General features: G+C 44.5%; 20 protein-coding genes. 9 read left to right on the forward strand and 11 right to left on the reverse strand.

The genetic code is table 11. The features are described 5' to 3' along the window. Window positions 1–271: 271 nt before the first annotated feature. The 5 genes from Q0R52_RS17820 (at window position 272) to Q0R52_RS17840 (ending at window position 10493) form a co-directional block, all read left to right on the forward strand. Window positions 272–3589, forward strand: coding sequence for a SusC/RagA family TonB-linked outer membrane protein (locus Q0R52_RS17820; RefSeq protein ID WP_295796657.1), 3318 nt, complete (start codon window positions 272–274; stop codon window positions 3587–3589). A 38-nt stretch (window positions 3590–3627) separates the two neighbouring features. Continuing rightward, window positions 3628–5208 carry a SusD/RagB family nutrient-binding outer membrane lipoprotein gene (locus tag Q0R52_RS17825; protein WP_295796658.1) on the forward strand — a complete coding sequence of 527 codons (1581 nt, stop codon included), beginning with the start codon at window positions 3628–3630 and terminating at the stop codon, window positions 5206–5208. Between the two features lie 399 nt (window positions 5209–5607). Continuing rightward, window positions 5608–8349 (forward strand): hypothetical protein, encoded by a 2742-nt coding sequence (locus Q0R52_RS17830; protein ID WP_295796660.1) that lies wholly within the window; start codon window positions 5608–5610, stop codon window positions 8347–8349. Window positions 8350–8607: 258 nt separating this feature from the next. Beyond that, window positions 8608–9423 (forward strand): glycerophosphodiester phosphodiesterase family protein, encoded by an 816-nt coding sequence (locus Q0R52_RS17835; RefSeq protein WP_295796661.1) that lies wholly within the window; start codon window positions 8608–8610, stop codon window positions 9421–9423. A gap of 623 nt (window positions 9424–10046) precedes the next feature. Then, window positions 10047–10493, forward strand: a complete 447-nt coding sequence (locus Q0R52_RS17840; RefSeq protein ID WP_295796663.1) for a DoxX family membrane protein — start codon at window positions 10047–10049, stop codon at window positions 10491–10493. Between the two features lie 60 nt (window positions 10494–10553). On the opposite strand, the gene Q0R52_RS17845 is transcribed toward Q0R52_RS17840, so the two are convergent. From Q0R52_RS17845 to Q0R52_RS17865, 5 genes are all read right to left on the reverse strand, one after another. Then, window positions 10554–10823, reverse strand: coding sequence for a UBP-type zinc finger domain-containing protein (locus Q0R52_RS17845; RefSeq protein WP_252788239.1), 270 nt, complete (start codon window positions 10821–10823; stop codon window positions 10554–10556). Between the two features lie 67 nt (window positions 10824–10890). Further along, on the reverse strand, window positions 10891–12552 hold the full coding sequence (locus Q0R52_RS17850; protein WP_295796665.1) for an FAD-dependent oxidoreductase: 1662 nt from the start codon (window positions 12550–12552) through the stop codon (window positions 10891–10893). Between the two features lie 91 nt (window positions 12553–12643). Further along, on the reverse strand, window positions 12644–12856 hold the full coding sequence (locus Q0R52_RS17855; protein ID WP_295796666.1) for a hypothetical protein: 213 nt from the start codon (window positions 12854–12856) through the stop codon (window positions 12644–12646). Window positions 12857–12969: 113 nt separating this feature from the next. Then, window positions 12970–13284 (reverse strand): hypothetical protein, encoded by a 315-nt coding sequence (locus tag Q0R52_RS17860; protein ID WP_295796667.1) that lies wholly within the window; start codon window positions 13282–13284, stop codon window positions 12970–12972. After that, window positions 13265–13516: a hypothetical protein gene (locus Q0R52_RS17865; protein ID WP_295796669.1), complete on the reverse strand. Its 252-nt coding sequence runs from the start codon at window positions 13514–13516 to the stop codon at window positions 13265–13267. The genes Q0R52_RS17860 and Q0R52_RS17865 overlap by 20 nt, the downstream gene beginning before the upstream one ends. A gap of 138 nt (window positions 13517–13654) precedes the next feature. Between Q0R52_RS17865 and Q0R52_RS17870 the strand changes: the two genes are divergently transcribed. After that, the gene (locus Q0R52_RS17870) at window positions 13655–15082 is read left to right on the forward strand and encodes an ATP-binding protein (RefSeq protein ID WP_295796670.1); all 1428 of its coding nucleotides are present in this window, start codon (window positions 13655–13657) and stop codon (window positions 15080–15082) included. Between the two features lies 1 nt (window position 15083). On the opposite strand, the gene Q0R52_RS17875 is transcribed toward Q0R52_RS17870, so the two are convergent. Continuing rightward, window positions 15084–15719 (reverse strand): response regulator transcription factor, encoded by a 636-nt coding sequence (locus Q0R52_RS17875; RefSeq protein WP_295796671.1) that lies wholly within the window; start codon window positions 15717–15719, stop codon window positions 15084–15086. 220 nt (window positions 15720–15939) lie between these two features. Here Q0R52_RS17875 and Q0R52_RS17880 point away from each other — a divergent pair, with 220 nt between their 5' ends. Continuing rightward, complete coding sequence (locus Q0R52_RS17880; protein ID WP_295796673.1) at window positions 15940–16683, forward strand: hypothetical protein; 744 nt, start codon at window positions 15940–15942, stop codon at window positions 16681–16683. A gap of 13 nt (window positions 16684–16696) precedes the next feature. Further along, window positions 16697–18481: a hypothetical protein gene (locus tag Q0R52_RS17885; RefSeq protein ID WP_295796675.1), complete on the forward strand. Its 1785-nt coding sequence runs from the start codon at window positions 16697–16699 to the stop codon at window positions 18479–18481. 128 nt (window positions 18482–18609) lie between these two features. Here the strand turns inward: Q0R52_RS17885 and Q0R52_RS17890 are convergent, their stop codons facing one another. Further along, a complete protein-coding gene (locus Q0R52_RS17890; RefSeq protein WP_295796677.1) occupies window positions 18610–19299 on the reverse strand; it encodes a hypothetical protein in 690 nt (229 codons plus the stop codon). Between the two features lie 192 nt (window positions 19300–19491). Here Q0R52_RS17890 and Q0R52_RS17895 point away from each other — a divergent pair, with 192 nt between their 5' ends. Next, window positions 19492–20235 carry an SDR family oxidoreductase gene (locus tag Q0R52_RS17895; protein ID WP_295796678.1) on the forward strand — a complete coding sequence of 248 codons (744 nt, stop codon included), beginning with the start codon at window positions 19492–19494 and terminating at the stop codon, window positions 20233–20235. Here the strand turns inward: Q0R52_RS17895 and Q0R52_RS17900 are convergent. The 4 genes from Q0R52_RS17900 to Q0R52_RS17915 all read right to left on the reverse strand — a co-directional run bounded on the left by Q0R52_RS17900 (window position 20207) and on the right by Q0R52_RS17915 (window position 24097). After that, window positions 20207–21238 carry a hypothetical protein gene (locus Q0R52_RS17900; RefSeq protein ID WP_295796680.1) on the reverse strand — a complete coding sequence of 344 codons (1032 nt, stop codon included), beginning with the start codon at window positions 21236–21238 and terminating at the stop codon, window positions 20207–20209. The genes Q0R52_RS17895 and Q0R52_RS17900 overlap by 29 nt on opposite strands. A gap of 14 nt (window positions 21239–21252) precedes the next feature. Next, a complete protein-coding gene (locus Q0R52_RS17905; protein ID WP_295796683.1) occupies window positions 21253–22020 on the reverse strand; it encodes an HAD-IIB family hydrolase in 768 nt (255 codons plus the stop codon). Between the two features lie 75 nt (window positions 22021–22095). Beyond that, window positions 22096–23115 (reverse strand): class I fructose-bisphosphate aldolase, encoded by a 1020-nt coding sequence (locus Q0R52_RS17910; protein WP_295796686.1) that lies wholly within the window; start codon window positions 23113–23115, stop codon window positions 22096–22098. A gap of 247 nt (window positions 23116–23362) precedes the next feature. Continuing rightward, window positions 23363–24097 carry a glucosamine-6-phosphate deaminase gene (locus Q0R52_RS17915; protein WP_295796688.1) on the reverse strand — a complete coding sequence of 245 codons (735 nt, stop codon included), beginning with the start codon at window positions 24095–24097 and terminating at the stop codon, window positions 23363–23365. Window positions 24098–24101 lie beyond the last annotated feature (4 nt).

Raw genomic sequence — 24101 nt, forward strand, 5'->3', positions numbered from 1 at the left:
GGTTGCTTCGTTCCTCGCAATGACGATGGTTTAATATGGTCTTTTTCATCTTTCGGACTTTCCGCCTTTCCGACTTTATTGATTACTTAATCAATCAATATTAAATATTTGTAAGCAAACAGTAACGCTTCTGTTACAGAAACCCACCCATTTAACATTTTCTACATCTATTGTTAAGCATTGCTTAATACTAATTTAGTTTACTAATAATAAACAAAGTTTAGTATTGCTGCATGAAAACTTCCTTTTCCTCACATTCAAAAATTAGCAGATGAAACAGATTTACATGCATTTACGGGTAGTAATAACCGCGTTGTTATTCTGCCTTGCCCCGGTACTGTTGTTCGGGCAAACAAAAATTGACGGTACGGTAACCGACAATAAAAAACTGCCTTTGCCTGGCGTAAGCGTTACGCTGAAGGGCACTACTAAAGGTACTGTAACAGACCTTAACGGACACTTTTCACTCACTGCCGAAAAAGGCCAGGTGTTCACGTTTAAATTCCTGGGTTTTTTAACCCAGCAGATCACCGTTGGCGACCAGGCCAGCTATGATGTAACAATGGTGGAAGACTCTAAAACATTAAATGAAGTTGTGGTAACTGCATTAGGTATTAAGAGGGAAACCAAAAGATTAGGTTACTCCGTTCAGGAACTTAATGGCGCAGAAATTACCAAAGCTCGTGAGCCAAATGCCATAAACGGCCTGACCGGTAAAATCTCAGGCTTAAATGTTGGTATTAACCAGGAAATTTTAGCTGCGCCAACGGTGTTGTTGAGGGGATCGCCCTTGAATTTTTATGTTGTTGACGGTATTCCAATCAATACCGATACGCAAAACATAAGTACGGATGATATAGAAACCTTTACTGTACTTAAAGGCCCGACTGCCGCTGCAATTTATGGTAGCCGCGGTATTAACGGTGCCATTTTAATTACCACAAAAAGAGGCAAAAAAGACGACAAAGGCTTTACGATTGAATTTAATTCGAGTACACAGTTTACTGCCGGTTTTCTTACCATTCCGAAGGTTCAAACCAACTACGGTGGCGGTGATTATGACAAGTACGCGTTTGGCGATGGCACCGGAGGTGGTGTTAACGATGGTGATTATGACGTTTGGGGCCCGCGGTTAAACTCAGGCTTGTTACTTCCTCAATATAACAGCCCTTATGACCCAACCCAAACTTATACTACCACCTTTGCAGATGGTTCGAAATTTACCGGCCATTACAAACCGATCCCATGGATAACCAGGGGCGCAAACAACCTGCAAAACTTTTTGCAAACGGGTGTTTTAACCAGCAATAACGTCGCTTTTTCTGCGACAACCGATAAGTCGAATGTCCGGATGTCGATTACTGATGGACATCAAACAGGTATCACGCCAAATACAAAATTAAATACGGTTAACTTTAACATTTTGGCCAGCTATAACTTTAGCAAAAAGTTTAAAGTTGAAGGTAACCTGAATTATAACCGCCAGTTTACCGACAATATTCCGGATGTTGTTTACGGCCCGAACAGTATAATCTACAACATAGATATCTGGACCGGCGCCGACTGGGGCCTTAAAGATGTGCGCAACTACTGGCAGCCCGGAAAAGAAGGCATTCAATCGTACTTCGTTGAATATAAACGTTACCATAACCCGTATTTCCAAAGCTATGAGTGGTTAAGGGGCCATTATAAAAATGATGTGTATGGCTGGGCAGCTTTTACTTATAGCCCAAACAAAGATTTTGATATAACTTTACGGTCGAACGTTAGTACTTACGACGTTTTAAGGACTGAAAAGGAACCATTTTCTGCGCACCCTTACGGAGATGAGCATAACCACGGTAACTACCGCGAAGACCGCCGTGACCTGTTTGATAATAACACTGACCTGTTGTTAAAATATAACTTTAATAACATAGCAAACAGTGGTCTTAGCATCTATGCATTAGCAGGTTCTACTTTGCGTAACATGAAATATACTTCATTGTACACTTCAACCGACCAGTTATTGATACATGATGTTTATACTTTCCAAAATTCAATAAACCCGTTAAAGGTCTATAATTTCGACTCGAACATGATTACGCTGAGCGAGTATGCCTCGGCCGATATCACGTTCAAAAAATATTTTACAATCACAGCTACGGCCCGTAATGAAAAATCGTCGGCGTTGCAAAACCAGTCTTACTTTTATCCATCGGTAAGCGCAAGTACACCGATTTCTGACTATGTTAACCTTCCTGATTTTATATCTTTCTTAAAAGCAAGGGCAAGTTATGCTAACGTAAAAGAAGGTGGTACTTCCGCGTATATCGGCCAGGCTGGTAACGCTGCCGGCTACGGAACCGACTATCAAACTAACTATGGTGGCCCTGCTTACGTTTCATCCCCACCTGCTTATAATTTAGGCAAGTCGAGTAATAACGTTACCATTGCTACTGCTCCTACTTACGCAATTGACCCAAGCTTGAAACCATCTACCCGTTCAAACTACGAAGCTGGTTTTGATATACGCTTCCTTAAAGATCGTATTGGTTTGTCAAGTACTTATTTCATCTACAAAGACGGTCCGAAAATATTTACGGCCTCAAGTTCTGAAACTAATGGAAGTGCACAAAGCTTTGTAACCAATGGTTTTGCTACAAAAAGAACAGGTTTTGAGTTCTCTTTAAGCGGTAACCCGGTACTTTCTTCTGATTTTAGGTGGGATGTGTTAGTTAACGTAGGAACTTATAAAGAAGTATACGATCAATTCCCAAGCCAGTTAAATGGTACTTATGCGCAATTCTTTCACATCGGAGATCGTGTAGATAAGTTATACGGTGGGCAGGAAGCAAAATCTCCGGACGGAAGGGTTATTCATGATGCATCGGGTTTGCCAATGTATTTACCTGTTGCCCAATACTTAGGTAATGCCGACCCTGATTTTAGCTGGGGTATTAACAACAAATTTAAATATAAACAATTTAGCCTTTCTTTCCAGTTTGACGGTGCAGTGGGTGGTAAAATCCAGGACCGTGTTTATCGTAAACTGGTTGAAGGTGGCCGTGGTGCAAATACCGATGAAGGCGTAATTGGCGCTGCCCGTTTATACGAGTCGCAGCATTGGGGAGATCCTGGATTTAGGGGAGCGGTTTACGCAGATGGTACACCAATTTTAGGTCATGACGGTGTTACGCTTGCCGCAGGCAGCCCTGCTATTCAGTACAATCCTACTACCGGCGTTATTACAAATTTAAGCCAGTTGAAATTTGCTCCAAATACTACTCCTGTTAAATATGTTCAGGATTACGTAAGCAGCTTTTATAACGACCCCGAGCACACGGTAATCAGCCGTACTTATGCTAAATTAAGGGAAGTTGTGATCGGCTACTCGTTGCCAAAATCGACATTGCAAAAATTACACCTTTCAAAGGTAGATCTTTCATTAGTTGGACGTAACCTGCTTTATTTCTTCCATCCAGGATATAAAGATATTGATGTTGATCAATATCCGGGCCGCGATCAATTGGGTAATGCCCACCTTGAATATAACCTGCAAAGCCCTACAACCAGGAGTATTGGCTTTAACATAAACGTTGTTTATTAAGCGGTTTAAATATTTTTTAACGAAAAAAAGACATTAAAATGAAAACATTAAAATTAACCATAGCTTCCTTAGCGTTCCTGGTAGCAGTATCGGGTTGTAAGAAGCAGTTCGATGCAGATGTTGTGAACAAAAACCTGCCAATAACAGGTCTTTCACCAAGCTTATTATTGCCGCCTATAGAACAGGACATGTTTATAGCCCCGTTTGGCGACGAAGAAAAAGCGGGCCAGTTCACAGCAATTAACTATACTTATTACGGTAGCAACCAATATTGGACAGGCAGTGCCGGTTTTAATTACGGCACATTAAATAATGTTGTCTCGATGGAAACTGAAGCGGGCAAATTAAATGCTACGCTCTCAAAACCATACCTTGCTTTAGCGAAATTTTTCAGGGCTTATTTTTTCGTAAACATGAGCCTTAAAGTTGGCGATGTGCCAATGACCGAGGCGCTGCAAGGTTTAAAAAACCCAACTCCTGCTTATGATAAGCAAAAGCAAATATTCATCAACGCTTTAGCCTTGCTTGAATCCGCAAACGCTGATTTGGGGGCCATGAATTCGGTTAATGCTTTAACCAGCGGTACTTACTCTATTCCTGCTACCTACGACATCTACTACGCAGGCGACTTAACAAAATGGCAAAAAATAGTTAACGCATTCAGGTTGCGGGTACTTATTGCTTTAAGTAAAAGGGTTGGTACCGATGCTGATTTGAATGTTGCAGCACAGTTTTCTGCAATATTATCAAACCCATCTAAATATCCGCTGATGGCATCAATGGATGACAACTTGCAGCATGTTTACGACGGTGTGTTCTCTATTTATCCAAATAGCCCCAGGAACTATGGTAATGATGCAACACGTGATAACATGGCTGCAACCTACCTGAACACCCTTGCTTCGCTGAAAGATTTGCGTGCTATGGAAGTTTCTGAGCCTGCCCGCGGTTTGGGTTTTGCCGATACTTCTTACAGCTCGTTTGTTGGTGGTGCGTCGGGCCAGGCATTGAGTGCCATGGCTCAGTTAATACAGCAGCAAAAAATTTCATTGATCGGCCGTCACCGTTATTATGAAACGCTGACCGGTGAAAACACTTTTATCATAAGTTATCCTGAAATGTGCTTCAATATTGCTGAAGGTATAAACCGCGGTTGGGCTACAGGCGATGCTGAAGCCTGGTATAAAAATGGTATAAATGCCGATTTAGGTTTCTACGGTGTTAAAAACGGTGCTAATTCCATCACTTTCCAGAAAAGCTATTTTGGAATATTATATGATGATATTACCTATATCGTGCACTTTAGCTATGATGGCTATTATAACCAGCCAGTCGTTAAATATGCCGGAAACAATGCAAATGGTTTAAACCAGATATTAACACAAAAATATCTTGCTTTTGCGCGTAACTCAGGTTTGGAGGCTTATTATCAGTGGCGCCGTACCGGTGTGCCAGCGTTTGATATTGGTCCCGGTAACACAGTAAATGGTAAGATACCTTTAAGGTACCAGTACCCTGTAAATGAAAGATCTGCAAATGCGAAAAATTATAACGCAGCTGTAACAAGCCAATACAGTGGTTCTGACGATATTTACCAGGCAATGTGGCTTATTAAGTAACATGAATTCGTAAGTTAGCGTTCGCCTCACCCCAAACCCCTCTCCAAAGGAGAGGGGCTTAAAAAATATAATGTGTCTTGAAGATGCGCAGTTAAAGTCCTCTCCTTTGGAGAGGATTAGGTGAGGCGAAACGGAAGCTTGTGGCTTCTAATTCTTATATCGAACTCTTATTAAATAGTACCTGTTAATTTCCCTTAAGGGAATAATTAATATACAATAAAGGCAGGCGTAAAATCCTGCCTTTATTTTTACAAAAAACATTAAAAAGTAAATATTGCTTTTAATCGTTCTGATTTTTCGCCAGATTGGGCTTGCTTTTAAAGCAGATACAGGACACGAGGTTGGCAACGGAATAGGAATGGTAAGGGTAAATAAATAAGCTTAAAACCAGGCAATAGTATGAATAATAGAATCTTTTTAGGTGCAATGTTATGTTTGTTTGCATGTAACGCACTGTATGCGCAAAAACAGGTAACTATTTTGCAGGTACCCGGTTTTGACCGATATAGTAAAATTGACACAGCCGGCACCTCTGTTTTACCAAGCGGCAGGTTTGTAACACCTGCGGGTAAAACCATTCGCATAACACACGATCCCTTTGGCTTGTCGATATCGCCTGACGGTAAAAAGGCTGTGACACTGCATAACGGCGTTTTAACGCTTATTGATGTAGGTACTATGAATGCCAACAGGGTCCCGGCTTTTGGCAAAGATAAAACATCACCATTATCTGGCGGCTCGTTTTTAGGCGTTGCTTTCTCTCCCGATTCAAAAACTTTGTACTTAAGCGGCGGTGATAACGGCTCGGTGATTGTTTATGATGCAGAGAATTTTGTAAAAACAGATTCACTAACACTTAACGGCAAAGTTGGCTCAAAAACTTATGATGATAGTTTTACCTCCGACCTTTTATTTAATGCCGACAAAAATGAATTACTGGTACTTGATCGTGGAAACTTCCGCATGGTGAGGATCGATCTGGCCACAAAAAAAATCACCGCTTCAATCGACGCTGGCCGCCAGCCATTCGGGCTGGCTTTAAGTCCGGACAAAAAAACCGCGTTTGTGGCTAATGTGGGGATGTATTCGTACCCGCTCATTAAAGGTGCCACTCCTAAAAATGCCGATTCTATCATGATATCCCGCCACCCCTATGGCGATAATACCAAAGAATCGCGCCAGGGGACAGTAGTTGAGGGCAGGAGGATCCCGGGAGTTGGTAGCCCGTCTTCGCCCGAGGCTATGAGTGTGTTCACCATCGACCTGGCAAGCAACCGGGTTATTAACAAGTTTAAAACCGGCCACCAGGTAGGCCAGATGCTGGAAGATGCCGAGGTAACCGGTGGAGCAAGCCCCAACTCGATAGCCGTTGGGACCCGATACGCGTATGTTACCAATGCTACCAACGATAACATAACTATTATTGATTACAAAAACCATAAACTGCTCGGCGATATCCCCATAAAGGTTGATGCCCGCATTGATAAATTCAGGGGCTTGCTGCCTTTCGGTATCAGCCTTAGTAAAGACGAAAAAACACTTTATGTAGCCCTTTTGGGTTTTAACGCAGTTGCGGTAATTGATGTGCCTACAAAAACCACCAGGGGGCTGATCCCTACCGGCTGGGGAACGTCAAGAGTAAAATTATCTGCCGATGAAAAGGAATTATACATTACATCGTGCCGGGGCTACGGCGCAGGCCCAAATGGCGGGCAGGGTTTTGTAGCACCGCCCCAGGGAACGTACATTGGCGACATTCAGTTAGGTACTTTTCAAAAAGTTGATATGCCCAATGATGTTCAGCTTGCCGCTTATACCCGGCAGGCTATCGGCAATACTTTTGTAAGTAAACCGGTAACGGTGGCAACTCAAAACCCATTGCCTGTTTTACCCGGCTCGTCGCCCACTCCAATAAAATATGTTGTTTACATTACCAAAGAAAACCGCACTTATGATGAAGTGCTTGGGCAGTTAAAAAATGCCAAAGGTGATAGTACTTTAGCACGGTTTGGTATGCATTGCGAGTATACTTTACCCGATGCCTTGCGCGTACAATTCCCTAATCTTAATGTTTCGCCAAATCATATCAAAGCGGCCAACCAGTTCGCATTTTCTGATAACTATTATTGCGATAGCGATGCATCCATTCACGGCCACCACTGGATGATGGGTGTGATACCCAATGAATGGGTTGAAGCTAACTCCAATACAAGCAGAACCGCCAAACTGTTTTCAAACGCGCCCGGTCGCCGCTTCCCTGGTTCAACGGGCAGTATGGACCCCGAAGACTATGCCGAAACCGGTGGCCTGTGGGAAGCTTTGGAGCGCAAACACGTAAACTTTTACAATTTTGGCGAGGCCAACGAAACCGCCCATGTACGCGAAACTTGGGAAGACACCAACACAGGTGCTGCCCACCTGGTTATGGTGCCTATGCAAAAAGCTTTATTTACCCGCACCAGCCATAATTACGCCGGCTTTAACACCAACATTCCGGATCAGTTCAGGGTGGAGCAATTCAGAAGTGAGTTTACCAAAATGTGGATCACCGGTAAAAAGAAAATGCCATCGCTCATCACTATGCAGGTACCTAATGACCACGGGGCCGATGAAAGGCCCGAAGATGGTTACCCGTACAGGCAGTCCTACATGGCCGATAATGACCTGGCCGTTGGCCGTATACTTGATTTCCTGTCGCACACCAAATACTGGAAAAACATGCTGGTAATTATTACCGAAGATGACCCCCAGGGTGGTGTTGATCACATTGATGCTCACCGCTCAATCCTTATGCTGGCCGGGCCGTACGTTAAAAAGGGTTATGTAAGCCATACCCACGCCAATTTTGGTTCGATATTAAAAACCATTTATAACGTGCTGGATGTACCGTATGTAAACCAATATGACGTTACCGCATCGTTGTTACAAGACTTTTTTACCGATAAGCCCGATTATACTCCATACACATTTGTAAAAAGTGATACCCGGATATTCGATACTAAAAAAGCGATGGCCCGTTACGGCAAAAACATCAATTGGCGAAAAATTAAGAAAGGTGCCGACATGGATGACGAAGACAGGGAGCGCGAAAACCATTATAAACAAAAAGGCAAAAAAACATCGGGGACGATAGTTAACTAACGTGAGTTCGATATAAGAATTGGTACACCACAATCTCTTACTTCGCCTCACCTAAACGGCGCAGCCCTCATGTAATAATCCTCTCCAAAGGAGAGGGCTTTAGCTTCGCTTTTCGTAAATCCATTTTTAGAACCCTCTCCTTTGGAGAGGGCAGGGTGAGGCCACGACCAGCTATTGGGATATCGCCCGCAACTCAAAGAATCGCGTTCTTATATCGAACTATAGTTAATTAAACGACAAAAATCAAAGCTAAACCACATGAAATTTTTATTTATTGGCGTTGCCGCCATATTATTGATGACCAGCGCAAACGCTCAAAACCCCGCACCGGCGGCAAGGCACAGATACATTGTTGCCGCCCACCGCGGCGACCATACCGTATACCCCGAAAATACCCTGGAAGGCTATGCAATGGCTATTAAAGACGGTGCCGACTATATTGAAATAGATCTGCGTACCACGTCCGACGGGCAACTCGTTAGCATGCACGATGGCAGCACCGACCGCATGACAGGCTTTAAAGGATTAATAAAAAACCTTACCCTGCAACAACTGCGCGATTTAAAAGTAAAAGCTAAAAATAATGCCGATACGGCAACCTACCGCATTCCGTTATTTGAAGAAATATTAAAACTTTGCAGAGATAAAATTTATATCTACATAGATTTTAAGGAGGCTGATGCAGCCGTTACCCTTAACCTGCTCAAGCAATACCACATGGAAAAGCAGGTGCTGGTTTACATAAACAAAGCATCACAAGTTACCGATTGGCGCAAAACGTACCCCGCCATGCCATTGATGTTCAGCATGCCGGATAGTGCAAAGGATGTAGAATCGATGAAGAAATTTATCGATATCTGGCATCCTGACATTTTGGACGGGGACTATAGTACATACACAAAAGAGATGCTGGCATTTGCAGCAACGTTAAATATTCCTGTTTGGCCAGATGCGCAAAGCCCGCTGGAAGGGCCGCTGGTATGGGACAAGGCAATTGCCACAGGCTTAAAGGGACTGCAAACAGATAATCCACCAGCTTTGATAAAATATTTGGAAGGGAAGGGATTGAGATAGTAGTTACGGCCTTTGTAGGTGTTGTCACCATGGGTGTTTGAATAATTAAAAAAGCCGTGGCCCGTGCGATTCCCGCCCCGGGGCGGGGAAGGGTGGGGTCTATCGAACTATTATACTCTTAATAATCATGCGCAAAAGCATGGCGCAGAAACCCCTCCCTCAACGATGAGATTTGTGGGTAAAATAGGCCGGCGGCTTATTCTTAGAACTTAAAAGATTGTGCACACCCGGCTTGTTGGTGACAACACCAACAAGGGCGGGAGTTATCCCGCCGGGTATTTTTGAGGCTGCAAATTTCCGACATTAAAAACGATAAAATGCTGACACTGTTTTGTCAGCATTTTATCGTTTTTTAACGTGGTAAATAAGTAAAAAAGTGCATTATTGTTGCAGAAACAAGCTTTTTAGTAACTTTTGGCGAGATGTTCCTGTTCCACCCTGTTCCTTATGTTTCAGTGTGAACAGGAACGTTTTCCGGCAAAAATATAGGCATGGAATGAGAATTGATTATTGTTTTATCAAAACAATCTGCTTATATTTATTAAAACAAACTAAAGGCTGTTTATCCCAAAAACTCCCTTTAGCACGCAGCCCAATTATAATCTTTAAAACCGGAGGTTATTATGAATCTTGTTCATCGGATTGAAAACTGGGGCGACACGCATCACCCCAAATTTATCGACGTTGTTCGTATCGCGCTTGGAGGCTTTTTGTTACTTAAAGGCATCGCCTTTATGAACAACACCGAATACCTTAAAGCGCTTATTGAAAACCAGAACACGGTCAACATTTCACCGGGCGTATTGATGGCGCTAGTGTATTATGTAACGTTTGCCCACATGGTGGGTGGCATTTTAATCGGGCTTGGTATTTTAACAAGATTTGGGTGCATAATTCAAATACCCATAGTGCTTGGTGCGATATTTTTAAGCGGTATTTTCCAGGATGCCATCAATTACATGGTAGGGCCTTCGGTTGCAGCGCTGGCGGCACTGGTCATGTTCCTGATATTGGGTTCGGGGCCATTGTCGCTTGATAGTTATTTTTTGCATAGCAGTGAGGAATGGTAAATAGTTTGCAGTTTGCGGTGTTTTTAACTGCCAACTGCAAACCGAAAACTGCCAACTCCTTCAATACTCCGCCATTTCTTCATCAACATAGCACCACAGCCAGCGTTCGCCGGGTTCGGCTGATATTACCACAGGGTGCCCTGCTTCAGCCGCATGTTTGCTGGCATGCTGATTGGGTGAACTATCGCAGCACAAAGTAACGCCACAAGTTTGGCAGGTACGCAAGTGCATCCAGGTGCTATGGGTTTTTATGCATTCTTCGCAAACATAATCCTTAGCATGCTTTAAGGTTTTAATAGCAGCTAAATGCTTGCAAACTTCGTCTTCCATGATGATGTCTATTTCAATTATGTATCAATAACATTCCAACTTTTTAACCTTACAACGTTCCAACACCCTAAACTTCCGCCAAATACTTATGCACAAAGCTTATCGCCATTGAGCCTTCGCCCACGGCTGATGCTACGCGGTTCATGGCTCCCGCTCGAACATCGCCGGCGGCAAATATGCCGTTGCAGCTGGTTTCCAACAAAAATGGGTCGCGGTTTTGCTTCCATATTTTGCCGAAATCCTCATAACGCCTTAACTCGCGACCGGTTTCAATAAAGCCTTTTTCGTCCTTCAAGATGTCAAGCTTCAGCCAGTCGGTATAAGGTTTTGCGCCGATAAAAATATACAGCGCCGCCGCCTCTTTGGTAACGGTTTCTTTTGTTTTTACATTAATTAGCGTCAGTTTCTCCAAACAATTATGCCCGCATGCCTCAATAATTTCGGTATCGGCCAGTACATGTATATTGGGTAAATTCGCTATCTGCTGTATCAAATAGGCCGACATGGTGTAACTCAAGCTATCCCTGCGGATAATGATATAAACGTTTTCAGCAAATTTTGACAAGTAAACTGCTGCCTGCCCTGCAGAATTACCCCCACCTATTACATAAACCTCCTTGCCTTTACACGCTGAAGCTTCTGTTGTTGCAGCGCCATAGTAAATGCCGGCGCCAGTATAATTTTCAACGCCTTTAACATCCAGTTTCCGGTAATCAACCCCGGTGGTAATTACCACGGTGCGGCTAACTATTTCCGGGCCGTCGTCCAGTATAATGGTTTTGTAACCGTCTTTTTGTTTGATGTCGTTTACTGCCTGCGGCGATAAAAACTCAGCGCCTAAACGCATGGCCTGGGTAATAGCACGACGGGTTAAATCGGCTCCGCTTAGCCCTGCAGGGAAACCGAGGTAATTTTCAATACGCGAGCTGGTGCCTGCCTGTCCGCCCGGTGCTTTACGCTCAATCAGCAAGGTTTTTAATCCTTCGGATGCGCCGTAAACTGCCGCAGCCAACCCTGCCGGCCCCGCGCCTATAATTACTACGTCATAAATATCATTGGTTATCTGCGGGTTGGCCCCAATCTTTTCCGATATCGACCTGATGGTGGGCTTGCATGCGTAAGTGCCATCGTCAAAAACAACCACCGGCAGGTCTTCCAACTTTATATTGTTCAATTCCAGTACCTGTTTGGCATCTGGGTTTTTCTCAATATCCAGCCATTTGTAGGGTATCAGGTTGCTGGCCAAATAATCCTTTACCGTATGCGATTGCGGCGAAAACTGGTACCCAACAACTTTTATGCCCTTAAAATCGGGCACGTAATCGTTCTGCCAATCGTCGAGCAAATCATCAATTACCGGGTACAGTTTTTCTGATGGCGGGTCCCAGGGCTTCATCAGGTAATAGTCAAGCTGCACATCGTTAATTGCTTTTATGGCAGCTTCGGTATCAGAGTAAGCCGTAAGCAAAACGCGCTTGGCTTTGGGATATATTTTTATGGCTTTCTCTAAAAAAGCAACGCCTTCCATTTCGGGCATACGCTGGTCGCACACAAACATGGCCACCACGTCCGAACTGTTTTTGTGTTCAACAAGGGCCTCCAATGCTTCGTTGGCCGATGTGGTGTTTATAATGCGATAATCCTTGCCGTACATCGATTTTAAATCGCGGCTAATAGCGCGTAACACCTGCGGGTCGTCGTCTATCGAAAATATTATTGGCTTTTCCATGGGTGAAGGTGTGTAGCGTAAAATTATAAATTATTACAAATGTAAGGTAATAATAAAACGCCTCAACCCCTCCAGACCCAAAAAATGCACTTTACTTTTTCACGCTGTCCCGTCTGGTGCCGTGGCCATGCATGCCGGGGATGTTGCGACCGGTATCTTTATCAAACTTGCTCGAGTCGACGGTTGGCGGATAGGTGCTTTTTACGGTATCGCCCTTGCCGCTTCGGGCCATGTGGTCGCCGCCGCATGCCGATAGCACGCAAATACTAAAGGTAAGGGCGGATATAATGATGCTGTTTTTCATGCCGGTAAATATTGATGTGTTTATTTAACAGGCGGAAAGGGGGATAGTTTTCGTGACCAGGATTTTTTAGATTTTAAGGATGCCTTTTCCTGTCTAACTTTTCCGACATTCCACTAAAACTTCACATATTTCTCAACCAGCAATTTATCAGTTCCCTTTGCCCTTGCTTTTTTTGCCTGGCGCCGCAGAATAAAGTCAAAAATACTCATCCAGCCGGGCAGGTTGCTTTCGCTGATATCGAACAGCCAGGCCAGCGCCAGCTTATCTTTTGGGAAACCGTTTGATTTTACCAAGCAATCATTTGCGAGGCCGTAACCTATTTGCAACGATTGCTCAAACCCCCGGCTTGCCGGCCTAAGCTCAACTCTGAATTTGCAGCTGCCACCACTCCGGTTGCGGAACAGGTGGTTAACATGCGGTTCGGCCATGGCGCTTTCGCCGGCTTTTAAAGTGTGTATCGTTTTGCCGAGCGCCTATTTGCACTTCGCCCTGCACGCAATCAAACTTTTCGCTGTAGGTTTTATGGTAGCGCAGGCCCACACCGCCGCCATCTGCAAGCTCCACTTCTACAAGTGTGTATTCGCCATTGGTTTCGGCCGATGTTTTCAGAAAAGTTACATAATCTTTTTGTACCGGGTTGTAAATTTTACGCTCGCTCATGATAAAAGGGAATGGGTTTTGGTATACGTACGGAACAGTTTGAAACAGGGTTTTTGCAAATGTATAATTTGATGTATGCGGGTTAATCAATTTTTTTAATCATTTTTATATGGTAAAACGCTGTCGTTCACCCGTTATATGAGATACCTGTTTGCCGTTTTTCTTTTTGTGTTGATGATACCCTGCTACGGCCAAAATACCGATAGCCTTAAAAAGGCAGCGGCCGGTAATAATCCTGCGCAAAAAAGATTGGCAGCTTTGACTCAGCTTGGCGCCCTATATGAAAATAAAGGTCAATACCGCGAGGCACTGAATTATTTCCGCCAGGCATTTGATATCCGCGACTCGCTCGACATCGTTAAAAAGTCAAAAGAAAGCTCGATAGAAGCTTATAGTCGTGGTTTCGTAAGCGATGTGATGGCGGGTATGCAAGGTAAAAGTGAATCGGAACAGGATATTTTAAAAACCATCGACAATAAAAAATCATTGAACGATACCCTGGCCCTCAGTATAAATTATTTTAACCTGGGGATATTGTATAAAGGCAAAAAGGAATATGCCAAATCATTAGCTGCCCTGCAAAATAGCTTTCAATATGCCGACCAAATAAAATACGCCGAACTGGAAAGCAGCGCACTTAACGAGTTGGCTGACTTGTACGAACGCATGGGCGATTACCACCAATCGGTGGCGTATTTTAAAAAACATATGGCCCTGAACAGTGCCGTTTACAACAGTCGCAACTCGAAAAATATTGATGAGCTGCAAACCAAGTACGAGATTACCCAGCGAGAAGACCGTATACTGCAGCAGCAGTTTGAAATATCGCGCCGTAACTATTGGATGGCTGGAATATCGATTATTTTGGTGCTGATATTGCTGCTGGGCTACATTTATTATAAGCAAACCAAGCTTAAGCAAAGCAACATTGCGATGCAGGCAATTATCGACACTGAAGAAAAAGAACGCAAACGCATTGCACAGGACCTGCACGACAGCGTAAGCCAAACCATTACCGCCGCCAAAATAAACCTCACCGTTATTGGCGCCGAGCTGCCATTTGTAAACGATGAGCAGCGCAAACGCTACCAAAAAGCCATTAATCTTGTAAACGATGGCTTTAAGGAAGTACGGACCATATCGCACAATATGATGCCCTGGGCGTTGCACGAAACCGGCCTTGCGATGGTGATAAAGCAATTTGTTGAAAACATTGAGACGGATGCCATCAGCATAAATTTTTTTAGTCGAGGCATTGATGAGCACTTTGACGATACCATTGAAACTATACTTTACCGCGTATTGCAGGAGTGCGTAAACAATGTAATGAAGCACGCTCAGGCCACCCGGATCGATATTTCGATAATAAAAGAGGACGGAAATATCAGCATGACCATTGAAGATAACGGCAAAGGCTTCAACACCGCCGACCCCGACAAATACTGCGGCATGGGCCTAAACAACATGCAAAACCGCATAGGCTATTTAAAAGGAAAAATTGAACTGGATTCGCATGAGGGGAGGGGCACGCTGGTTTCGGTTTATGTGCCTTTGGGTGGCAAATAGTCTACAAATTATACTGCAGCATAAACTTCGTTAACTCCACCGGGTTTTTCAAATTCAATTTTTGCATTATGTTTTTGCGGTGGGTTTCCACGGTGTAAATGCTCAGGTGAAGGTGGTCGGCCATTTGCTGGTTGGTGTAGTTTTGTTTGATGAACTGTAAAAGCTCCAGTTCGCGCTTGGTAAGCTGAAACTGTTTTAAAAATTCATCATCGTCATCAAACCCGGTGTTTTTTACCGGCTGCTTATATGGAAAGCATGATTGCCCTTGCGCCACCAGCCGCATTACCTGTAACAGTTCGTTTTTTTCGGCATTTTTAAACAGGTAACCATTGGCGCCGCCTGCCTTGGCCTTTTCAATTAAATGCTCCTCGTTATAAGTAGATAACATTATCACTTTTATTTTAGGGTAGATGGCTTTTACCTGTTTTAAAACTTCAAACCCATTTAGTCCCGGCATATTTATATCAAGCAGCAGCAGGTTTGGGGTATGGTTGTGCAGCAAGCTTAATACTTCGCGGCCGTTGATGGCAATTTCCATGATATGTATATCCGGCTCGTTTTGCAGTAAAGAACACAAGCCATTTATAAACAAAGTATGGTCATCAGCAATAATAACCGATAGCTTTTCATCTGTCATATCTATAATAATTAATTACCTGTAAAGCTACGCCCAATCATCAACCTCAAAAATACCAACTGCTTTGTATTGTGTGCTTTACGCAACCGCCCTAAAATTGTGATGTTAAAAGTAAACAAACAGGCCATGAAAAACAGCATTTATTTAACCCCTGTGTAAAGCAGCGCCACCCTGAATATATAAACCGCTAACGCATTTTAATATTTAAATACGCACTACCATGAAACCTATAACTTCATCAGTTATCATAATGCTTTGCACATTTGCTTTTGCCACACAAAGCATTGCACAAAAATTAGCAAGCCAGGTTAAGCCAACAATCAAGCAGGCAAATTCTTCTGAAAATAATGCAGGCACCGTCCCACAATTTGTTGCGCCCATATCAATTCAGGTGCTGCTTGGCAGTCAGGGCATAGGGGTCGATGTTAAATACGGACTGATGTCCAAATTATCGGGCAGGTTTGGGTTTGGCATTATCCCGGTAACAGCAAATAATCTTTTCAGCTTCTCGTCATTCCCAGTACAGAGCCAGGCATCGGCAAGGTTTTCGAATATCCATTTATTGGCCGATTATACACCGTTCAATACCCAACGAATCCGTTTGGTTGGCGGGGCAGCCTACCTTATAAAAGGCAGTGCACTGGTAACTGTAGCGCCATCCGGCACCAACCAGTTTGGCAGTCAAACCCTAACCAGCGACCAAATAGGCTCGGTAACTGCCAGGGCAAATTGGCAGGGTATCGCGCCCTACCTTGGTGTTGCGTTTTTCAACAGTTTCCCCAACCGCATGTTTAATATCAACCTCGATTTAGGCACCTATTACATAGCCAGCCCCGGCACCTCGTTTACCGGTACTAAACTTTTGGCCAATAACAATGTAAATGCCGCCCAGTTTAACAAAAACATGCAGGGCTACTGCTGGTTGCCCGTTGTTCAGCTCAACTTCAATTTCAGGATCAAATAAATCAATCACTATCATGAAAAAGACAATACCTACAAACTCCAGAAAAACTTCCGAAAGCACCATTAATTTGCTGGTAGCGCTATTTATTGCCATTATCCTGCTATTTGTGCTGTTTGCCGCCAACAGCTGCAAAAAACCTACTGAAAACATAAAACTGGTGGTAAACGAAAGCGACCTCGCCAAAGCGCCCGTGCTGCTGCATTTTGCCAACGCCAACAATGAATCAAACAATCAGCCCGGCGATTTTGACGTAAAAATAAGCGGCCGCGACGCTGCCATGGTACAAATTGACGGCGGTGCCACATCGGGTTTTAAGGCGTCGCATGGCTTTTTGCCGCTATCGCTTACTACCAATGCAGCACCGTCACCATCGGCGCCGGTTACGTTTAATGTATCGGCACAAATTCCCGGTTTTGCACCCGTTACCCAAACTATCACCATAACAAAAGATACCGCCACCATTGTTGATATCGGCGCTGTTGAGTACGCCAACCCGCCACAAGGTACCGGCGTTTTGGTACATCAGTCCGCTTTAAGCAATGGCGTGTCAAACGGCACGCAGCTAACCATACCGGCTGGTGTGGGTATGGTTGAGTCGGCACGGGTAAACATACAGGATGGAACCCAAATGCTGGATGCCGATAACCAACCTATCAGCGCATCAGAACTCACATCGGGCATTGTTAACTACAGCGCCACTTCGCCAACCTCGTATGGCGCATTTCCCGGCGGCTTCAGCCCAACTAACGTTATTGGTGCCGATGGCAAGCAGGTTAACGATGGTTTCCCCATCAATTTTGTTTCGGCAGGCTTGTTATCAATAAAAATGACTGCCGGTGGTACTCCGGTAAGGCATTTTTCGAAACCGTTGCAGGTATGGATGAAACTTAACCCTAATACTACCAACTTTACAACCGGCGCCAACATAAAAGCCGGCGATACCGTGCCGCTATGGAGCCTTGACGAAGAAACCGGACAATGGAAAAGCGAGGGCGATGTAACTATTGCCAACGATGGCGGTAACCTGGTGGCCCGCTTTGAAACCAGCCACCTGTGCTGCTTTAACCTGGACTGGAGCTGGGCAGTATATGGGCATCCTTATGGCACCTGCTTTCATCCGCTGGTGGTGCGCATACATTGCGGGGCAGGTAACAGCGGAATATATGATGTAACTATTTGCACCCCTAATAACCAGTACCTGGCAGGAGCCCACGGCGAGTTTGTGCACGATGGAGATGTAGTAGTATTCCCCAGCGTGCCTGATATTGCGCAGTGCAAGGTCGTTATCAGTAATTTTAACCTGTACCTTAACCCGCGCCTGCCCATACTGGCCCAAACCGGGTTGTTTAACCCCTGCGGCCAGGGCTCAATCGATCTTAATTTTGGTGCGCCTGCCCCGCCGTCATTTATTAACGTAACGCTTAACATCAGCGGGCATTGCAGCAACAAAAACATCAACCTGTTGCCATCCGGCTGGTTTTACCTGTACGATGCCGGTGCAGCCGCCCTTCACCAATACCCATGGACCTATGCCTACGTTTACAACGGCATAATAAAGTATGCATTTGGCACAGGTATAACCGGCAGCAACGGCCAATACAGTATTAAACTGCTAAGCGGCGACCGATATTACATGTATGCCTACAACAGCTTTGAGTGGTACCAGTCGCCGTTGTTTACACTGGCGCCGAGGGACTTTAAGTTTCCATCGGTGGCGGGTATAAATGGCAGCGCCACGTACAATGCTGCTACCAACACAATAAATATAAGCGCCACGTTTAGCGTACATTGCAGGTAAAAGATAGTTTTTTAAGATGAGTTGATTCTCTTTAATGGGATTAATACTACCAAGGTAAAAACAAGTTGCCCCGCAGACAGAAGTGTGTGCGGGGTTTTTTATGAGAGGATTGTCCGAAAGAGGCCCAACTACTTTGTAAAATGCTTGTGATTACGTTTCCAATACCAGGCAATAAACCCCCATTTGGTATCGGTGTAATCGTTTACGATGTCGGATTTAAAAGTTTTGAGTAGCTTCCTGTCCTTATTGTTAACGGTGTAAACCGAAATGCGGTTTTCTTTTGGGTTATTGCTGCAATCCTGGCAATTTATATTGCCAATGCGGACTGTTTTAAAGTTCTCTATTTTGAAAAGGTCGCTGTCCCAGTCGGCATCGGCACAACCACTGTGATGGTAGGAGTAATACATATTGGTGTGTTTTATCCGTATTGCATCTGGATAGTTATCAAAGGCTTTTACCAGCCTTAAATTTTTGGAGCGTTTATCGTACAGTAATAAATCGGCGATGCCCGGGGTGTTTGAAATGTAACTTATCTGCAGATCCTTGTAGCCGTCGCCATTAAAATCAGCAAACTCAAATCCAACAAAGCCAGCCGCATTTTGACGAAATAGTATTTTGCCGCCAGGCCCTTTAATATAGACGTTATAGCCTGTTGTGTACATAGCTGTATAATGGACTCCGTTTATGCTTGCTTTGGCAATTTCAGCAACGGTGTCTGCTGTATTCAAAAGCCTTTTTGCTCTGTGTGTAGCAGGAATTGGATAAGCGATGGCAGCACCAAGTAGGCCCGGAAACAGTAGCGTGAAAAGGCGTTTCATTTACGGCGATAGTTTTGTTTAAAGATATTTAATTGGCAATGGAAATAATACCGTTTGAATGGAATTATTTATTACGTTGCAAGCAGATGCGGACGTCCATCTTGACCACCACTTCGTTAGCCGAATTTACCATTTGGTAAGCGCCTCTGCTTTAAAACGCCGCAACTTTGCAGTGACAAAAAATTAAAGCAAATGGATATTTCAATAAAATTCAATCAATCATTAAAAAATAAGAGGGTAATTATATTAGGCGGCAGTTCGGGCATAGGGCTGGCTACCGCGAACGCAACGGCTGCTGAGGGCGCGAACGTGGTAATAGTATCTGGCAATCAAAGCAGGATAGACAGCGCATTGAAAGAACTTCCGCATGGCAGCACAGGTTTTGCTGTCGATTTAAGCAAGGAAGAACAAATCAAACAATTTTTTGAATCCGCCGGCAAGTTCGACCACCTGGTGTACACTGCCGGCGAAAACCTTACACTGCACACCATTAACGATACCGACATTGACGAAGCGCGTACGTTTTTCAACATACGTTATTGGGGAGCTTTTGCCGCTGTTAAATACGGCGCACCCAACATCAATGCAGGTGGAGCGATATCATTAATCAGTGGAACCGCCAGCTTACGTCCGGGTGCCGGATGGTCTGTTGCATCGAGCATTTGTGGCGCAATGGAAGGGTTTGTTAGGGCAATGGCTGTTGAGCTGGCGCCGATTCGTGTTAATTCGGTGGTTCCGGGTGTAATCAAAACAAATCTTTGGGGCGGCATGTCCGAAGCAGACCGCGAAGGCCTTTTCAAATCTCAGTCGGAAGCGCTGTTGTTAAAGCGTGTCGGGGAAGCCGAAGACGTAGCGCTTGCCTTTGTTTACCTCATGAAACAACAATTCGCTACAGGTCAAAATATTGTTATTGATGGTGGAGCGGTGCTGGTTTAGAGTTTGCAATAGAAATTAACTCATCCATCAACGCCGTTAAACTCACGCTGGCGCAGGCGATTAATTCATCGGCTGCGCCATAATAAATATACAGCCTGTCGCCAAATAGGGCCGTACCGGTGGGGAAACAAACATCGTCTACATCGCCTTTTAACTCGTATGGTAGTTCGGGCTTAAACAGGGGATAGGGTAAACGGGCAATTTCTTTCTGCGGGTTATCCAAATCAAGCAATGCCACGCAGCACGAATACTCGTAGCCTTTAACCATGTCTTTAACACCGTGGTATATCAGCAGCCAGCCATGTTCTGTTTCAATGGGCGGGCAGCCGGCACCCACGTAGCTTACCTCGTGCGGGTATTTGGGGGCTAATAAAATATGCTTATCAAAATGCCGGAAGTATTGCTCCCAAAATACGTTGTTCAACTCGGTTAAGCCGGTAACAGATGTTATTTGGATGTCGGGCTTTATGCGATGCAAAAAGGTTAGCTTGCCATTTATCCGGCGGGGGAAAAAGACAAAATCTTTATCAGCCAAAATGTTTGCGCCCCGGTTGTAGCGGAGGTATTTTTCGTTTAACACGGGTTCGTGAGCAGTGAGCCTGTCGAAATCAGCATAGCTTATTTGTGGTACAATGATGCCCTGCCTTTCAAAATTTACCAGGTCGGTTGAGGTTGCCAATGCACCAAGTGCGTTTGCGCCGTCAAAAGCTACATAGCTTAAATAATAAACGTCGTCGATTTTAACAATACGCGGGTCTTCCATCCCGTGTTTTTCGTAATCAAACTTCGGGGTTAAAAATGGCGTATTGTTTTTTTGTTCGATGGTTAGCGGACCATCCAGCCGGCAATACCCAATGCAGCTTTGGTTGTTATCGTGCACAGCCCTGTAAAAAAGATGCACCTTATTACCGTCCTGCCAAACAGCAGGGTTAAGTACACTTTCGTTCTCAAAATCAAGACTGGATGTTTGTAATATAATGCCTTCTTTTTTTACCTCTACCATAAATGTTTAGGATGTTAAAATCCCTTTTTATATCGCCCGTCGTCAAGGCAGCCTATAATACCTTCAATAATTTTTTTTGTTTCATCTGCATCTTTTGTACAAACCGAAAACGCGCCCGACTGCTTCGCCGGGTAATCGTTACCGCCGGGAAAAATAGCATCGCCAATAAAAATCATCTCACTTATTTTTATATCAAGCACCTGGTGCAGCTTGTGCATGCCATATTTTTTGTCGATGCCCTTTTTGGTGACATCCACAGATGTAGCGCCCCCTAGGTTAACCGCAAACTCAGGAATCAGCTTATCCAGGGATTGCTTTATCTTACCTCGTTTTTTAAAATCAGGGTCGTATTTTTTCTTTTCATCCAGCGGCGCCGCCTGCCCCAAAGCCGAGTAAGTTACCTGGCTGCCCCTGTCCTCAATAGTTGCTCCCCAGGTCTTTGCAGCTTTGTAGCCTGATGTCTCTACCGCTTCTTTTAGCGACGCAGTAATTTTTTGTTTCTGTGCATCGGTAAAGTTTTCGGAGTAAAGCAGTTTCCAGCTGTTTTTATATTGATAAAACTTGGTTCCACAGGTGGGGAGTATCGACAGGTTTTTAAGTTTTGTTCCTTTAGGCAAATGAGCAAGTACCTGTTTCTGAAACTGAGGCCAATCGCCGCCTGATATTACGGCCACCTTAGCAACTGTTAACAGTGCGGCAAGCCGCAGGGCCATATCCTGGTCAATAGCAGCCTTGCTTTCTGCAAGGGTACCATCGAGGTCGAAAACGATTAGTTTCTTCATCTGTTCATTCGTTCACTGGTTCACTAGTTCATTGGGTGGATGGCGGGCCAAAAGTTTTCATTCTCTTGGTTCTTATTAAAATTCCATCTCCGGTGTGTACTCACCCCTGCGGGCGGCATTGTCAAGACTTGCCCTGGTATAAAGCAGTTTTTGCGCGGCCTTTACATTTTTATCCTGCCCTTTCCAGGCATCCAGCGCCGGCTTCTGTATGGCGCGGGCAAACGAGAATGTAAGTGGCCATGGCAGCTTACCTTTATATTTTACGTGCATTGCATTTAAATGCGCAGTAGCCAGTTGTGGTGATTGTCCGCCCGATAAAAATGCAATCCCGGCAACTGAGGGAGGTACGTTGTGCAGAAGACACTCCACCGTTGCTTTTGCCACCTTATCAAGGTCTGCTTGCTTTTCCCTTTTAGTACCAGGCAACACCATATTGGGTTTAAGTATCAGTCCGCGCAGATCAACCTTTTGTTTTTCAAGCTGTTTAAAAAGTTCCTTTAGTGCCTTTGCGGTTACTTTGGCGCATTTCTTTAAGCTGTGGTCGCCCTCCATTATCACTTCGGGTTCAACAATGGGAACTATCGCGTTTTCCTGGCAAAGTGCAGCGTATCGTGCAAGCAAGTGCATGTTGGCTTCGATATTGCCTTTTGTGGGGATACCGTCGCCTATGGTAATAACAGCGCGCCATTTTGCGAAGCGGGCGCCAAGATCATAGTATTTCTCAAGTCGTTGTCTGAGCCCGTCAAGTCCCTCCGTGATTTTTTTACCGGGGAAATTGGCCATATCGACCGTGCCTTCATCAACTTTAATACCGGGGATAATTCCCGATTTTTTCAGGATATCAATGAATAATTCACCTTTTTTGGTGGATTGATGGATGGTTTCATCATACAATATTGCACCGCTTAAGCATCTGCCCAGGTTTGGGGTGGTTAAAATCATTTCGCGGTAGGCACGGCGGTATTCGATGGTTTGCGGTATACCTGCTTCTTCAAAACGTTTGTTGGCGGTGCTGGTGCTTTCGTCCATGGCCAGCAAACCTTTGTCGCCGGCCATAAGGGCAGTGGCGGTATTTATTAGTTCGTCTGTTTTCATTTTATTCGGCGTTAATAGTTTCGGCTGATATAAAACACCAACAGACACCGGCATTAATTGTTGGTGAGCTAAGCAGATTGTTACAATAAAATGGTAATTGAAGCGGGTTCATGGTTGCTAGTTCATAGTTCATGGCCGAACAGTAAAGTTGGGTTATTCACAATGAATGATGAATGCCGATTACTTCCCGCAGTTTTTCTATGAACTATCCCGCGCGTGCGGGATCAACTATGAACTTCTTCTGGCCTCAATGTCCATTTATCAATCCCGATGCCGCATCCTCATCCAGCATAACATGTCCCGATGAAAGCGTTTGAAATATTGACGCGGGCACTTCGTTGGTAACATTGCCTTCCAACGCTGTAGCTATTATCCCGGCTTTTTTAATGCCCGAAGCAAGCAACATGGGGATCCCGGCTTCCTGCAGGTGTTTAAGGCCAAGGGTTATGCCTTCGGTTAAATGGGTTTCGTGTTTGAAATATTTCTGGCCAACCTCCACGGTTATTGGTGCCAATGGCGAATGATGTGCGTAGGAGTTGAAGTTTACCCCCGGTTCGTTAAGACCGATGTGCCCATTCATGCCAACACCTACCAGCATAATAGCCAGCGGGCCATGTTGCTTAATAAAGCTATCCATTGCTGCGCATGATGCATCAAGGTCGGCGGCTTTGGCATCAAAAACCATCATTTGCGATGGGCTTATTTTTGCCGGGATAAAAAACGTTTCGTACAAAAAATTAGTACAGCTGCCCGCGTCATTTTTATCCATCCCAACCCATTCGTCAAGGCCCACAAACCAGCATTGGCTAAAATCAACCTTGCCCTCGTTAGCATATTGTACAAGTAGCTTGTATATCCCCGCCGGGGTGTCGCCCGAGGTAAGGCAGAACAGCGAATCGGGCTTTTGCTGTACCTGTTTAACGATTATATCCGCAGCGGCGCGGCACATTTCGTTGTAGTTTTTATGGGTGAGTATTTTCATAACG

Origin of the sequence: Mucilaginibacter sp. (assembly GCF_025359345.1) — a bacterium.
Classification (GTDB): Bacteria; Bacteroidota; Bacteroidia; order Sphingobacteriales; family Sphingobacteriaceae; genus Mucilaginibacter.

Coding starts and splice junctions, on each gene's coding strand:
- Q0R52_RS17820 (WP_295796657.1), top strand. CDS start 272: ATGAAACAGATTTACATGCATTTACGGGTAGTAATAACCGCGTTGTTA.
- Q0R52_RS17825 (WP_295796658.1), top strand. CDS start 3,628: ATGAAAACATTAAAATTAACCATAGCTTCCTTAGCGTTCCTGGTAGCA.
- Q0R52_RS17830 (WP_295796660.1), top strand. CDS start 5,608: ATGAATAATAGAATCTTTTTAGGTGCAATGTTATGTTTGTTTGCATGT.
- Q0R52_RS17835 (WP_295796661.1), top strand. CDS start 8,608: ATGAAATTTTTATTTATTGGCGTTGCCGCCATATTATTGATGACCAGC.
- Q0R52_RS17840 (WP_295796663.1), top strand. CDS start 10,047: ATGAATCTTGTTCATCGGATTGAAAACTGGGGCGACACGCATCACCCC.
- Q0R52_RS17845 (WP_252788239.1), bottom strand. CDS start 10,823: ATGGAAGACGAAGTTTGCAAGCATTTAGCTGCTATTAAAACCTTAAAG.
- Q0R52_RS17850 (WP_295796665.1), bottom strand. CDS start 12,552: ATGGAAAAGCCAATAATATTTTCGATAGACGACGACCCGCAGGTGTTA.
- Q0R52_RS17855 (WP_295796666.1), bottom strand. CDS start 12,856: ATGAAAAACAGCATCATTATATCCGCCCTTACCTTTAGTATTTGCGTG.
- Q0R52_RS17860 (WP_295796667.1), bottom strand. CDS start 13,284: ATGGCCGAACCGCATGTTAACCACCTGTTCCGCAACCGGAGTGGTGGC.
- Q0R52_RS17865 (WP_295796669.1), bottom strand. CDS start 13,516: ATGAGCGAGCGTAAAATTTACAACCCGGTACAAAAAGATTATGTAACT.
- Q0R52_RS17870 (WP_295796670.1), top strand. CDS start 13,655: ATGAGATACCTGTTTGCCGTTTTTCTTTTTGTGTTGATGATACCCTGC.
- Q0R52_RS17875 (WP_295796671.1), bottom strand. CDS start 15,719: ATGACAGATGAAAAGCTATCGGTTATTATTGCTGATGACCATACTTTG.
- Q0R52_RS17880 (WP_295796673.1), top strand. CDS start 15,940: ATGAAACCTATAACTTCATCAGTTATCATAATGCTTTGCACATTTGCT.
- Q0R52_RS17885 (WP_295796675.1), top strand. CDS start 16,697: ATGAAAAAGACAATACCTACAAACTCCAGAAAAACTTCCGAAAGCACC.
- Q0R52_RS17890 (WP_295796677.1), bottom strand. CDS start 19,299: ATGAAACGCCTTTTCACGCTACTGTTTCCGGGCCTACTTGGTGCTGCC.
- Q0R52_RS17895 (WP_295796678.1), top strand. CDS start 19,492: ATGGATATTTCAATAAAATTCAATCAATCATTAAAAAATAAGAGGGTA.
- Q0R52_RS17900 (WP_295796680.1), bottom strand. CDS start 21,238: ATGGTAGAGGTAAAAAAAGAAGGCATTATATTACAAACATCCAGTCTT.
- Q0R52_RS17905 (WP_295796683.1), bottom strand. CDS start 22,020: ATGAAGAAACTAATCGTTTTCGACCTCGATGGTACCCTTGCAGAAAGC.
- Q0R52_RS17910 (WP_295796686.1), bottom strand. CDS start 23,115: ATGAAAACAGACGAACTAATAAATACCGCCACTGCCCTTATGGCCGGC.
- Q0R52_RS17915 (WP_295796688.1), bottom strand. CDS start 24,097: ATGAAAATACTCACCCATAAAAACTACAACGAAATGTGCCGCGCCGCT.